Consider the following 13,114-nt stretch of genomic DNA (forward strand, 5'->3'; position numbering starts at 1 on the left):
GGTGGCTGCGGGAAGTTCTCCGGCGACTATCCAGAGTTCCTGCTGGCGTTGCTTGGTTTGGCGTTGCTCAAACATGCAGGGTTGTTCTCATCACCCAGGAGGAGAGGTTTTTCAACAGGCTGTTAGCAGGTATGTTTTTCCGGCTCTTTTTACTTTGCTTCATTCCCTTCGGCCTATTCGCATCGCCACCGAATGTCGTGCTCATCATCAGCGACGACCAGGGCTACCCGGACCTCGGCTGCATCGGCAGCAAGCCGTTGATCACGCCGAATCTGGACAGGCTGGCGGCGGAGGGCGTGCGGGGGACGAGCTTTTATGTGACGTGGCCTGCCTGCACGCCGTCACGCGGTAGCGTGCTCACGGGGCGCTACCCGCAGCGCAATGGATTGTATGACATGGTGCGCAACGACATGGTCAATTACGGTCACAAGTTCAGTCCCGAGGAGTATGCGGTGTCGCCAGAGATGACGCTGGGGCTGGATGTGCGCGAGGTGACGATCGGCGACATGCTCAAAAAGGCGGGTTACGCGACCGGTTGTGTGGGCAAATGGGACATGGGGCAGGCGAAGCGCTTCCTGCCGCTCCAACGCGGCTTTGATTTCTTCTACGGGCACGGGAACAACGGCATCGACTACTACACGCACGAGCGCTACGGCGTGCCATCGCTGTTTCGCGGCAATGCGCGCACTGAGGAGGACAAGGGAACGTATGTGACCGATGTGTTCCGCCGCGAGTCACTGCGATTTGTGGACCAGCAGGCCGGGAAGAAGCCCTTTTTTCTCTACCTGGCCTTCAACGCGCCCCATGGAGCCTCCACTTTTGGTGAGGGGACGGCGACGGGTGAAAAGAAGATCGCGGAAGGTGTTCAAGCGCCGGAGAAATACGCCGCCATGTATCGCGGCAAGGTGGCGGACGATAAACTGGCCCGTTACTGCGGCGCGGTGACCTGCATGGACGAGGCCATCGGTGCTCTGATGGACGCGGTCGAAAAAGCCGGCCAGAAGGACAACACGATCTTCCTGTTCATGTCTGACAACGGCGGCAGCGGCAACGGCGGAAACGCGCCGCTCAAAGGCAGCAAAGGAACGATGTGGGAGGGAGGCCTGCGTGTGCCTTTCATCATGCGCTGGCCGGGAAAGCTGCCTGCCGGGCAGGTGACGAACGAGTTTTTGACCGCTCTGGAACTGGTGCCGACCCTGCTGGCCGCCACCGGTGCCAAAGCTCCCGAGGGGGTGAAGCTGGATGGCTTCGACATGCTGCCAATCCTGAGCGGCAAGTCGAAATCACCACGAAAGGAAATGTTCTGGCAGCGTCGTGGCGACAAGGCCGCTAGGTATGAGCACTGGAAATGGCTGGAGTCGGCAAAGGGGCAGGGACTCTACGATTTGAGCACCGACATCGGCGAAAAACACGATTTGAGCGCCGAGAAGCCCGAGGTCGCGAAGATGATGCGAGAGCGGTTCGCTCAATGGCACAATGGAATGGACGCGAGCGAGCCGCGGGGGCCATTTCGAGATTACTGAGGATGTGAGAGTTGAGTGGTCCTTCCCAATATCCCCTGGCACACCAGCCAGTACCAAAAATGAGAGGTTTTTGACAAATTGAGTGCGGGACTAATCCCAAAAACCTGCTACATACCGCGCTCCATCAACCATGACCACGACCAGCGCCCCTGAGATGACATCAGCCAAGCCCCAGGCCACGATTTCCGAATGGAAAAAAATTGTCGCCCCTTTCCAGGTTCCTTCGATTCCCCGCGCCACTTGGCAAATCGTCAATACCTTCATCCCATACGCTCTGCTGTGGTATGCGATGTACTGGAGTCTGGCGGTGTCCTACTGGCTGACGCTCGGCTTCGCCGCGATCGCTGGCCTTCTGCTGGTGCGCGTATTCATCATGTTTCATGACTGCGGTCACGGCTCCTACTTCAAATCCAAGCGGGCCAACAGCATCCTCGGCTTCATCAGCGGGATGCTGACCTTCACGCCCTACCTGCACTGGACCTGGCAGCACTCGGTGCACCACCAGACCTCGGGTGACCTGAGCCGCCGTGGCGATGGGGATATCTGGACGATGACGGTGAAGGAGTATGAGGAAGCCACTCCAAAGATGCGCTTCTTCTACCGTTTGGTCCGCAATCCAATCACGCTCTTCATCGTCGGCCCACTGTTCCTTTTCCTCATTCACCAGCGCTTCCCGTCGCCCCGCGCAAAGGGCAAGGACCGCGCTTCGGTCATGGTCATGAATGTCGCCCTCCTGCTGATGATCATCGGCCTGAGCTGGCTCTTTGGTTTCAAAAACTACGTCTTGATGCAGCTTCCTGTCACGATGTTCGCCGGCATGGCGGGCATCTGGATGTTTTACGTGCAGCACCAGTATGAAGATGTGTATTGGGAGCATCGCGATGATTGGGACTACACCACCGCTGCATTGGAAGGCAGTTCCTTCTACAAACTGCCGAAAATCCTCCAGTGGTTCACGGGCAACATCGGCTTTCATCACGTTCACCATCTCAGCTCCCGCATCCCCAACTACTACTTGGAAAGCTGCCACAACTCGCACCCGATGTTCCATTCGGTGAAGCCGCTGACATTCTGGTCGAGCCTGAAGTGCATCAATCTGCGCCTCTGGGACGAATCCGACCGCAAGCTCATCTCCTGGAAAGAATACCGGCAGCGCTACGCTCAAAAGGCTCCGGCCAAGGCAGCAGAGCTGGACCCTGCTGATATGCCAGTGCCGGATCGGTCCGGTTCGGGCATGTCCTAAGCCGTCGCGGCTCCTGCCATGTCCGTCTTTCGGCTCAACACCGAGCACCGCCCGCAGGGCGACCAAGAACAGGCCATTGCAAAGCTGACGAAGTCCGTGCGTGCCGGGAACCGGCACCAGACCCTCATGGGCGTGACAGGTTCGGGCAAAACCTTCACGATGGCCAACATCATCGCAGAGGTTGGCAGGCCTGCGCTGGTGTTTTCGCACAACAAGACGCTCGCGGCGCAGCTTTACTCGGAGTTTAAGAACTTCTTCCCCGACAACGCGGTCGAGTACTTCGTCAGCTACTTCGACTACTACCAGCCGGAGGCCTACATCGCCCGCACGGACACCTTCATTGAAAAGGACAGCGCGGTGAACGATGAGATCGAGCGTCTGCGCCTTTCCAGCATGGGCGCCCTGCTCTCGCGCCAGGACACCATCATCGTCGCCAGCGTGTCCTGCATTTACGGCTTGGGATCGCCCGAGGACTACGAAGGCATGATGCTTCCGGTCAATCTGGGCCAGCAGATGTCTCGCGAGACCTTGCTGACCAAGTTGGTCGATATGCTCTACGAGCGGAACGACATCCAGCTCACGCGCGGCAAATTCCGCGCCCGGGGCGATGTGATTGAGGTCGTGCCCGCTTATCTCGAAAACGAAGCCATCCGCATCGAGTTCTTCGGCGACGAGATCGACCGCATCAGCGCCGTGGACGTGCTCACCGGCACCGTGACGCTGAAAATGCCCAACTACACGATCTTCCCGGCCAAACAGTTCGTCACGCCCGGCGACAAGCTGCGCAAAGCCATCGTGAAAATCCGCGAGGAGGCCGAAGGGCGCGTTGCTTGGTTCGAGAAGGAAGGCAAACTGCTCGAAGCGCAGCGCATCAAGATGCGCACGCAGTATGACATCGAGATGATGCAGGAGATGGGTTTCTGCCAGGGCATCGAAAACTACAGCCGCCACCTCACCGGCCGCGAACCCGGTGCCACGCCCGGCACGCTGCTGGACTTCTTCAAGGAACCGCCGCTCATGTTCATCGACGAAAGCCACGTCACCATCCCGCAGATCGGTGGCATGTATGAGGGCGACAAATCGCGCAAAACCGTGCTCGTGGAGCATGGATTCCGTCTCCCAAGCGCACTCGACAACCGCCCGCTGCGCTTTGAGGAGTTCATGGGCAAGGTCGGTCAGCTCGTCTATGTCAGCGCCACGCCCGCCCGGTTCGAGATTGAGAACAGTGTGGTCGGCAACACCGGTTACATCGCGAAGATCGCCGATCCGCTGCCTTTCTCCAAAACCGTGCGCGTCAGTGGCAGCAGCGAAGCCGTCGATAAATTCGATGTCACCACCAAAGGCCGCTCCTTGGTCGTCGAGCAGATCATCCGCCCGACCGGCCTGCTCGATCCCGTCATCACGATCAAACCGCTGAAAGGCCAGATCGACGAAACCATCGAACTCTGCCGCCAGCGCATCGAAAAAGGCGAGCGCGTGCTCGTCACCACGCTCACCAAGCGCACGGCGGAAGATTTGACCGACTACCTGCGCAATCTCGACTTCAAAGTGCGCTACCTCCACAGCGACATCGACGCCATCGAGCGCGTGGAGATCCTGCGCAGCCTGCGTGCGGGCGATTGCGACGTGCTCGTCGGCATCAATCTCCTTCGCGAAGGCCTCGACCTGCCAGAAGTCAGCCTCGTCTGCATTCTTGATGCCGACAAAGAAGGCTTCCTGCGCAGCGAATCGTCGCTCATTCAAACCTCCGGCCGCGCCGCACGTCACATCAATGGCGAAGTCGTCCTGTTTGCCGACATCGAGACCAAAAGCATCCGCGCCCTGCTCAGCATCAGCGGCTATCGCCGTCAGGTGCAGACCGATCACAACGAGAAGCACGGCATCACCCCCCAAACCGTGCAACGTGCCGTACAGGAAAGCCTGCACATCCTCGGCAAAGCCCGCGAGATCGAAGAAAACGTCGTCCGCGAAGGCGGCGGCGATTTCGCCATCACCGAGACGATCCGCGAACTCGAACAAGAAATGGCCGAAGCCGCCAGCAAGCTCGAATACGAACGCGCCGCCCTGCTGCGAGATCAGATCCGCGAACTCAAGAAACGCGCCGGCTTAAACACCGACGACACCAGCACCTTGCCGCAGCGCAAGAACGTCGTTTACGGCAAGCCGAAACGCGGCGGCAAGAAGCGGTAGCATACATCGGTCCGATTCAATCATACAGAGCATCAATGAGGCCTTTGACGTGCTGGCGCGCATGCTTCGGCATGCTCAGCAGCGCACCCGACATGAAAATTAAACTGATCCCGCTTCTTCTCGTTCTTGTCAGTCTCAGCCAGTCTAGTTGTGTCAGCTATGCTTACAGTTTGGGTTCGGGCTGGTCGGATAGCCCAGCTTCAAAGTGCCAGCGAATAGGCGCGGGTGCGATTGATTTAGTCACGTTGCCAATCCAAGTGCCGGTTTTGGCAGTGATGGCGGTTTCAGAGTGAGGAATGGCTGTCGAGCGGCGTTTGAGGCATTCCTCATGAAACGACGCTCCTTCCTCCTTGCCTGCGGTTCGACGGCCTTTGCCGCCAGCGGCAGTTCCACACTACGCATCGGCCAGATCGGCACCGAGCATGCGCATGCGGCGGGGAAGATGGTGGCGATGCGGTCTTTGACGGAGCTTTGGGAGGTCGTGGGCGTGACCGGGCCGAAGGGCTATGAAGGTTTGAAGTCGATGAGCGTGGAGGAACTGCTCGCCACGCCGGATTTGAAGGCGGTGGCGGTGGAAACAACCGTCGAGGCCTCGTGCGAGATGGCGCGGCGCTGCATCGAAGCGGGCAAGCATGTGCATCTGGACAAACCGGGCGCGCTGAAGCATGACGAATTCAAATCCATGCGGCTCGAAGCCGAGAAACGCGGCCTGACCGTGCAGATGGGCTACATGCTGCGCTACAATCCGGCGTTTGAACTGCTGTTCCAAGCTGTGCGCGAAGGCTGGCTGGGCGAGATCACGGAAATCGACGCGGCGATGGGCAAACTGGCCGATCCGGGCACGCGGAAGAAAATCGCCGATTTGGAAGGCGGCGGTTTGTTTGAACTTGGCTGCCATGTGATCGATGCGGCGATGACGATTCTTGGCAAACCGGCCTCGGTGACGGCTTTTTCGACTCCCACAGGCAGCGATAGCGTGAAGGACAACCAGATGGCCGTGCTGAAATACGCGAATGCCACGGCGGTCATCCGCTGCAATCACGCGGACCCGTTTGGCGGCCCGCGGAGGCGTTTCAACGTCAGCGGAACCGAGGGAACCTTCGAAATCGTGCCGCTGGAAAGCGGGAAGGTGAATCTGTCGCTAACGCAGGTGCGTGGAGCCTACAAGAAGGGTTCGCAGTCATTTCAGCTCACGGTGCCAAAAGATCGCTATGCGGCGGAGTTCGTCGATCTGGCGAAGGTCGTGCGTGGTGAAAAGAAACTGGCCTGGGACGCCACGCACGACATCGCCGTGCATGAGACGGTGCTGCGGGCGGCGGGAGTTCTACAGTAAGTCGGGCACTCCTGCCCGACTCGAGGGCGCACGCATCGGACAAGAGTGTCCGACGTACTTTTTACTGCGTGGCGAACTTGGTCAGCAGGCCGCGCTTGCGGGTCATGTTGAGCACCCAGACGAACAGCCAACCGGCGAGTGTGAGATAAATCACATTCAAACCAGCGGCGAGCCAGAGGTGGTTCCAGTTCATGGTGCCGGTTTTCATCACCTCTCGCATGCCTTCAAAGATCGGTGTGGCAGGGAACAGCCAGGCGAAGGGTTGCGACCACGCGGGCATGTCCTCGACGCGATAAAACACGGCCACGACCGGCTGAATGAAGAACGGCACGGCCCAGGCGAGCGATTCGGCGGCCTGGCCCCAGCGCAGGATCAGTGCCGTGGAGATCATGCCGAGAGACCAGCCGAAGACCATGAGGTTGAGGAAGAACGGCACCAGCCACCAGTGAAGCTGGAAGATGTTGAACGAGTAACCGATCCACGAGACGAGGCCCATGACGACGCAGGTCACCAGAATGCGCAGGAAGCCGACGAAGAAGGTGGCGCTGAGGTATTCGACGGTGCGCACGGGCGCGACGAAGACATTGAGCAGGTTGCGAGTCCAGACGTCTTCGAGGAAGGAGATGGCCACGCCTTGCTGCGCACGGAAGAGCACGTCCCACAGGATCATCGCGCCGAGGAAGAACAGGATGAAGCTGCCGAACTCCGTGTTGCTGTTCTTCTGGATGAAGACGGTGACGTTGCCCCACACGACGAGATCGACGAGCGGCCAGAACACGAGCTCCACGAGGCGCATGGGCGTCCGCGTGTAGAGAAATAGATAGCGCAAGACGAGGGCACTGATGATGCGGATGCTCATGGTGCGGGATCCTTTTTGGGTTCGTCGAGGATTTCGCCGTCACGGGCGATCTTGATGAAGACATCTTCCAGATTGTCGCTGCTGGACTGCGCGACGATGTCAGCAGGCGTGCCTTCACACACGATCTTGCCTTTGTGCAGGAAGATCACGCGGTCACAGACCTCCTCGATGTCGCGCATGTTGTGGGAAGTGTAGAAGATGCCGATGTTGCGCTCGCGCTGCACCTTGCGCACGACTTTGCGCACCTTGTCGGCGATATCGGGGTCGAGACTGGCAGTCGGCTCGTCGAGCATGAGCAGCTCGGGGTCGTTGAGGAAGGCCTTGCAAAGATTCACGCGGGTCGATTCGCCGGCGGAGAGCTGGCCGGTAACACGCTTTTGCAGGTGCGGGATTTCGAGGAGCTCGAGAAGCTCGGCGATCTTCTTCTTCGGATTCGGCACTCCGTATATGCGCGCAAAGACGAGCAGGTTCTGCCACACGAGCAAATTGCCAGGCAAGGCGGTGTAGGCGGAGGAAAAGTTGGAGCGCTGGAGAATTTGGATGCGGTTCGCCTGCAAGGGCAGACCGAAGGCGCTGAGATCACCCGAAGTCGGCAACGTGAGGCCGAGAAGGCAGTTCATCGCAGTTGTTTTGCCCGCACCATTCGCGCCGAGCAGGCCGAGTACTTCCCCGCGATGCAATTTGAAGCTGAAACGGTCGAGCGCCTTCACGCCGTCGAACTCACGCGTGAGTTCGCGGGCTTCGAGGATGACTTCGCGAGTGTCTGGGGCGGACATGGGAGCGGAGAATTGGCGGCAGACCGGCCGAAAGTCATGTGGTTAAGAAGATTTTTTCACACCGCATGGTGCGGACAAAAATTCCGCCCCAGACGGCCATCTCCGCGCTGGATGAAGTCGCTTCGAGGTCGTAAATCCTCGCCTCATGAAGATTCAAGGAATCCCTCGCCGCGCCATCGAACCCCTGCCTGGCCGTCAGGCGGTGCAAATCCTCGATCAAACTCTGCTGCCGCATCAGATCGAGTGGTGTGAGTTGAGCTCGATGCAGGACACTGCTATCGCGATCCAGACCATGCAGGTGCGCGGTGCGCCGCTGATCGGTGCCACGGCGGCTTTTGGTCTTTTCTTCGAACTGCGGGACGATCCCTCGGACGCTGGTCTCTCCACAGCCTTTGACACACTGTTTGCCACGCGGCCCACCGCTGTGAATCTGCGCTGGGCGCTGGAGCGTGTGCGTGATGTGGTGGCGGTGCTTCCTGCGGAGCAACGTGCCGAAGCGGCCTGGAACGAGGCATTGCAGATCAGCGAGGACGATGTGACGGCGAACGCGGCGCTCGGCAAGCATGCACAGCCTTTGTTAGAGAAAGCCCTGGTCGCCAAGACTGACAAAACGCTGAACGTGATGACCCACTGCAATGCGGGCTGGCTGGCGACGGTGGACTGGGGCACGGCGCTCTCGCCAGTTTATCAGGCGCATGAGAATGGCATGAAGGTGCATGTGTGGGTCAGCGAGACTCGCCCGCGCAACCAGGGCGCGTCGCTCACGGCCTGGGAACTCGGCCAGCATCAGGTGCCGCACACGTTGATCGTGGACAATGCCGCCGGGCACCTGATCCAGCGTGGTTTGGTCGATCTCATTATCGTCGGCGCCGACCGCGTGACGGCGGCGGGCGATGTGGCGAACAAGATCGGCACCTACCTCAAGGCGCTGGCCGCGAAGGCGCACAACGTGCCGTTTTACGTCGCCATGCCGGTCAGCACAATCGACTGGACGATTGAGGACGGAGTGCGCGATATTCCCATTGAGCAGCGTGCATCGCGCGAGGTCACGCATCTGGCCGGATGCACAGCGCAAAGCCTGCACGAAGAGATTTTGATCACGCCGGAGACCACGCCAGCGCGCAATGACGCCTTTGACGTGACGCCCGCGCATCTAGTGACCGGCTTGATCACCGAGCACGGTGTGATCCCGGCCACGATAGAAGCGCTGGCCGGTCTGGCGAAGCGGTTGCGTTAAAGAGACGCCTCGATCGGCAGCTTGCCGTTCCACGCGCAGATGAACATGGTGCCGGGCTTCGTCGTGCTTGGCTTGAGCATCACCTTGCCTCCGCCCATTTCGACCATGAGTTGGCCGGCGGCGATGTCCCACAGGCTGATCTGCTCCTCGACATACGCATCGAGACGACCGGTGGCGATATAGGCCATCGCCAGCGCGGCGCTGCCAAGCATGCGGGTCTTGCGCACTTCATACGCGATGCGCTTGTAGCGGGCGAAGCCCAGATCGAGCGCCTCCTTGCTCTTGGAAAATCCGACGGTGACTACGGCCTCGGCCATTTGAGCACGATTGCTGACAGCGATGGTTTTGCCGTTGAGCATCGGCTTCTCGCCACGCACCACCGTCCAGGTTTCGTTCTGCGTCGGATCAAAGATCACGCCGATGAGCAGTTCCTTCGATTCGCGCTTCCGGGCGGCGATGGAGACGCAGAAATGCGGAATGCCGAAGAAGTAATTCACCGTGCCGTCGATGGGATCGACGATCCACTCGATCTCGCCATTGCCGCCGATTTCGCCACCTTCTTCGCCGAGGATCGCGTGATCAGGGAAACGGGCGAGGATCATCTCGGTGATGAGCTTCTGGCTGAGCACGTCGAGTTCCAGCTTGATGTCGTGGCGCTGCATCTCGTTCACCGTGAGTTCGGAGCCGAAGTTGTCTTTGATCATTTTACCCGCTGCGTGCGCGGCTTCGGTTGCGGTGCGGAGGAGTTCTTTCACTTCGGGTCGTGGGGGGCTGAGAGCTGGGTGATGTGCGCGATCAATTCACGCGCGAGGGCGGCTTTCGACTGTCTGGGGAGATGAATCGTCCGGCCGCCGGGGAGGCAGAGGGTGACTTCGTTTTCCGCACTGTCAAACCCGATGCCCGCCTGCGACACATCGTTCGCGACGATCATGTCGCAGCCTTTGCGCTCCAGCTTCTCCTGCGCATGCGCGATGAGGTTCTCCGTTTCCGCCGCAAAGCCGACGAGGAAGCCCTGGAAGCCGAGTTTCGAGCGGGCGGAGCCGAGGATGTCCTCGGTTCGTTCGAGTTCGAGCGTGAGCTTGTCGGCGGTCTTCTTCAATTTTTGTGCCACGACATGCACGGGACGGTAATCCGCCACGGCGGCGCTGAAAATAGCCGCATCGCAGCCGCTGAGGTAGATTTGCACCGCATCGAACATCTCCCGTGCGGTTTCCACCTTGATCAAACTCACACCTTCCGGCGCAGGAATCGTCACCGGCCCGGAAACGAGTACCACTTCGTGTCCCGCCTCGGACGCGGCCTCAGCCAGCGCATAGCCCATGCGGCCCGAGGAGCGGTTCGAAAGGAACCGCACCGGATCAATCGGCTCCCGTGTCGGGCCGGCGGTGATGAGAAGGCGCATCGCCGAACGTCCAGAGTCGGAGGTCAACGGTCAAGGAGTTGTCAACCGCCGGGCACGGTGAGCGGCTTGCCGTTGTCCTTGGGGCCGAGCTTGATGAAGAAAGGCACGGCACGCGCGGCCCAGTCATCGGCATCGGGGAAACCGCCCGCTTCGCCGCCGAAAGTGCTGCGCAGCATATCGGTGTCGATGATGCCGGGATTCATCGGGATCACGGCCACTTTGCCGCCGGTATCCTGTGCTGTGGCCATGGAAAGGCCTTCAATGGCATATTTCGTCGCGCAATACGGCGCGACATCAGCGGCGGTGCAGCGGCCCCAGCCCGAGGAGAAGTTCACGATCACGCCGCTGCCGCGTTTCAGCATCGCCGGCAGCAGATGACGCATCATGGAGGCCGGGCCTTTGATGTTGATGTCAATGATGCGGCTGAATTCTTCCGCACTTGTCTCCCATAGCGGCGCATTGGGATTGATGATGGCCGCGTTGTTCAACACGAGGTCCGGCGGGCCGAATTGTTTGAGAATCGCCGCGCAGAACGCGGCGACATCGGTTTCGCATGAGACATCGCAGACTTGAAACAGATGTGGTGCAGGAAACTGGCGACTTAAATCGGCGATCTGAGCTTCATTACGGCCACAACCGGCGATCTGCCATCCGGCTTCGCTGAAGAGCGGAATCATAGCGCGACCGAGTCCGCGTGTGCACCCGGTGATGACGACGGTTTTCATTTGGCCGCTGTTTTTTCGACCTCATCCCACGGGATCTCCGACAGCTCGGCGTTCGGATTCCGGCGTTCGAAGTAGTTGATGGCCCATTGGTCGCTGAAGAAGACGACCCAGCGTTCGTCGCTGTCCTGGGCGGTGGTGACACCACTGGGGATGTCGAAGTCTTCGATGGCTCCGCCGTCTTTGGTGCGAACCCAGCGGAGAACGGTGTAGGGGGCGTTTTCGATGCGGCTTTGGGCGTTGTATTCGCTCTCAAGGCGGAATTGCACGACTTCAAACTGCAAGGGACCTACCGCTCCAAGCAGAGGCACGCGCTGACCGGCGTGAGGCTGGGTGAACTGCTGCACGACGCCTTCGCTGAGGAGCTGTTCCAGGCCGTCGCGGAAACGCTTATAATGCGCGGTGCTGGGGTTGTGCAGGTAGGCGAAAACTTCGGGGGCGAAGCGCGGGATTTCGTCGAATTTGAGCTTGGGATCGGTGGCGAGGGTGTCGCCGATGCCGAAGCCGTGGTTGCCGACGATGCCGACGACATCACCGGCGTAGGCTTCATTCACGGTCTCGCGATCTTGGGCGAAAAGCTTCTGCGAATTGGCAAGGCGGACGATCTTGCCGGTGCGGGTGTGCGTGACCTGCATGTCGCGCTCAAACTTGCCGCTGACGATGCGCACGAAGCTCATGCGGTCGCGATGGCGCGGGTCCATGTTAGCCTGGATTTTGAAGACGAAGCCGGAGAAGCCTTCGTTGGTGGGCTCGATGACGCGACCGTCATCGGCCATGCGTGCCTCCGGTGGCGGGGCGAGTTCGAGAAAGCCGTCGAGGAGCAATTGCACACCGAAGTTGTTGCTCGCGCTGCCGAAGAAGACGGGTGTGAGTTCGCCGCGGTCGATTTTTTGGCGGTCATAGTCGTGACCGGCGCCGTCGAGCATTTCGAGTTCCATTTTGGCCTGTTCGAGGGCTTCGGGAACGGTGTGTTTGGCCACAAAGTCGTCATCGAGGCCGCCGACTTTCTCAGGTGCTCGATACGCGCCATGAACGGTGCGCTCAAAGAGATGCACGTCCTTTTTGCGGCGGTCATAGACGCCACGGAACTGCTGACCGAGGCCGAGAGGCCAGTTGATAGCGCAGGCTCCGATGCCGAGCACGGTTTCGAGTTCATCCATGAGCGTGAGCGGCTCGCGCGCAGGGCGGTCGAGCTTGTTCATGAAGGTGAAGATGGGCACGCCACGACGGCGGCAGACTTCGAAGAGTTTTCTCGTTTGGGCCTCGATACCTTTGCCGGCGTCGATGACCATGATGGCGGCATCGACGGCGGTGAGCACGCGGTAGGTGTCTTCGGAGAAGTCCTTGTGACCGGGGGTGTCGAGCAGGTTCACGACGCAGTTTTTGTACTCGAACTGAAGCACGGTGGAGCTGACGGAGATGCCGCGCTGCTTTTCGAGTTCCATCCAGTCGGAAGTCGTCGCACGCTGATTTTTACGAGCAGTTACGGAGCCTGCGAGCGCGACAGCACCACCGTAAAGCAGGAGCTTTTCGGTGAGCGTCGTTTTACCGGCATCCGGGTGCGAAATGATCGCGAAGGAGCGACGGCGGGCGATTTGGGCTTCGTGGGACATGAGGGCGGGCTTCATGCCTCAGAGGGCGCGTAGATGCAAGCGGGGGGATCAAGGGAGTTGATCCGCTGCACCCGCGAGAGTGTAAGCCTGCTTTTGTCCCGCTAACAGCCTGTTGAAAAAGAGGGGTTAAAAAGGCCAAAACTTGGGGGCCAGTCTTCTTCGCGGCCTGGGTGCTGTTGGTGGCCGATTCGCATGATGGAACCTTGTGGCGCTCTC

General features: G+C 59.9%; 12 protein-coding genes. 6 read left to right on the top strand and 6 right to left on the bottom strand.

The annotated features are described in order from the left end of the window. Positions 1-197: 197 nt before the first annotated feature. From ACILSI_RS25515 to ACILSI_RS25535, 5 genes are all read left to right on the top strand, one after another. A complete protein-coding gene (locus ACILSI_RS25515; RefSeq protein WP_395724750.1) occupies positions 198-1,523 on the top strand; it encodes a sulfatase-like hydrolase/transferase in 1,326 nt (441 codons plus the stop codon). 130 nt (positions 1,524-1,653) lie between these two features. Further along, a complete protein-coding gene (locus tag ACILSI_RS25520; RefSeq protein ID WP_395724751.1) occupies positions 1,654-2,766 on the top strand; it encodes a fatty acid desaturase in 1,113 nt (370 codons plus the stop codon). 18 nt (positions 2,767-2,784) lie between these two features. After that, positions 2,785-4,956, top strand: a complete 2,172-nt coding sequence (uvrB, locus tag ACILSI_RS25525) for an excinuclease ABC subunit UvrB (RefSeq protein WP_395724752.1) — start codon at positions 2,785-2,787, stop codon at positions 4,954-4,956. A gap of 92 nt (positions 4,957-5,048) precedes the next feature. Further along, positions 5,049-5,249 carry a hypothetical protein gene (locus tag ACILSI_RS25530; RefSeq protein WP_395724753.1) on the top strand — a complete coding sequence of 67 codons (201 nt, stop codon included), beginning with the start codon at positions 5,049-5,051 and terminating at the stop codon, positions 5,247-5,249. 35 nt (positions 5,250-5,284) lie between these two features. Further along, positions 5,285-6,289 (top strand): Gfo/Idh/MocA family protein, encoded by a 1,005-nt coding sequence (locus ACILSI_RS25535; RefSeq protein ID WP_395724754.1) that lies wholly within the window; start codon positions 5,285-5,287, stop codon positions 6,287-6,289. 61 nt (positions 6,290-6,350) lie between these two features. Here the strand turns inward: ACILSI_RS25535 and ACILSI_RS25540 are convergent, their stop codons facing one another. After that, positions 6,351-7,148: an ABC transporter permease gene (locus ACILSI_RS25540; protein WP_395724755.1), complete on the bottom strand. Its 798-nt coding sequence runs from the start codon at positions 7,146-7,148 to the stop codon at positions 6,351-6,353. Further along, the gene (locus tag ACILSI_RS25545) at positions 7,145-7,924 is read right to left on the bottom strand and encodes an ABC transporter ATP-binding protein (protein WP_395724756.1); all 780 of its coding nucleotides are present in this window, start codon (positions 7,922-7,924) and stop codon (positions 7,145-7,147) included. The genes ACILSI_RS25540 and ACILSI_RS25545 overlap by 4 nt, the downstream gene beginning before the upstream one ends. 145 nt (positions 7,925-8,069) lie before the next feature. Between ACILSI_RS25545 and mtnA the strand changes: the two genes are divergently transcribed. Next, on the top strand, positions 8,070-9,161 hold the full coding sequence (gene mtnA, locus ACILSI_RS25550; protein ID WP_395724757.1) for an S-methyl-5-thioribose-1-phosphate isomerase: 1,092 nt from the start codon (positions 8,070-8,072) through the stop codon (positions 9,159-9,161). On the opposite strand, the gene ACILSI_RS25555 is transcribed toward mtnA, so the two are convergent. The 4 genes from ACILSI_RS25555 to ACILSI_RS25570 are packed head-to-tail and all read right to left on the bottom strand — an operon-like array spanning position 9,158 to position 12,913. Continuing rightward, a complete protein-coding gene (locus ACILSI_RS25555) occupies positions 9,158-9,916 on the bottom strand; it encodes an inositol monophosphatase family protein (RefSeq protein ID WP_395724758.1) in 759 nt (252 codons plus the stop codon). The genes mtnA and ACILSI_RS25555 overlap by 4 nt on opposite strands. Further along, a complete protein-coding gene (locus ACILSI_RS25560) occupies positions 9,913-10,563 on the bottom strand; it encodes a phosphopantothenoylcysteine decarboxylase (protein ID WP_395724759.1) in 651 nt (216 codons plus the stop codon). Before ACILSI_RS25560 ends, ACILSI_RS25555 begins: the two co-directional genes overlap by 4 nt. Before the next feature lie 41 nt (positions 10,564-10,604). Continuing rightward, the gene (locus ACILSI_RS25565; RefSeq protein WP_395724760.1) at positions 10,605-11,288 is read right to left on the bottom strand and encodes an SDR family oxidoreductase; all 684 of its coding nucleotides are present in this window, start codon (positions 11,286-11,288) and stop codon (positions 10,605-10,607) included. Beyond that, positions 11,285-12,913, bottom strand: a complete 1,629-nt coding sequence (locus tag ACILSI_RS25570) for a peptide chain release factor 3 (protein WP_395724761.1) — start codon at positions 12,911-12,913, stop codon at positions 11,285-11,287. Before ACILSI_RS25570 ends, ACILSI_RS25565 begins: the two co-directional genes overlap by 4 nt. Positions 12,914-13,114 lie beyond the last annotated feature (201 nt).

The organism is Prosthecobacter sp. (assembly GCF_044232965.1).
Taxonomy (GTDB): Bacteria; Verrucomicrobiota; Verrucomicrobiia; order Verrucomicrobiales; family Verrucomicrobiaceae; genus Prosthecobacter.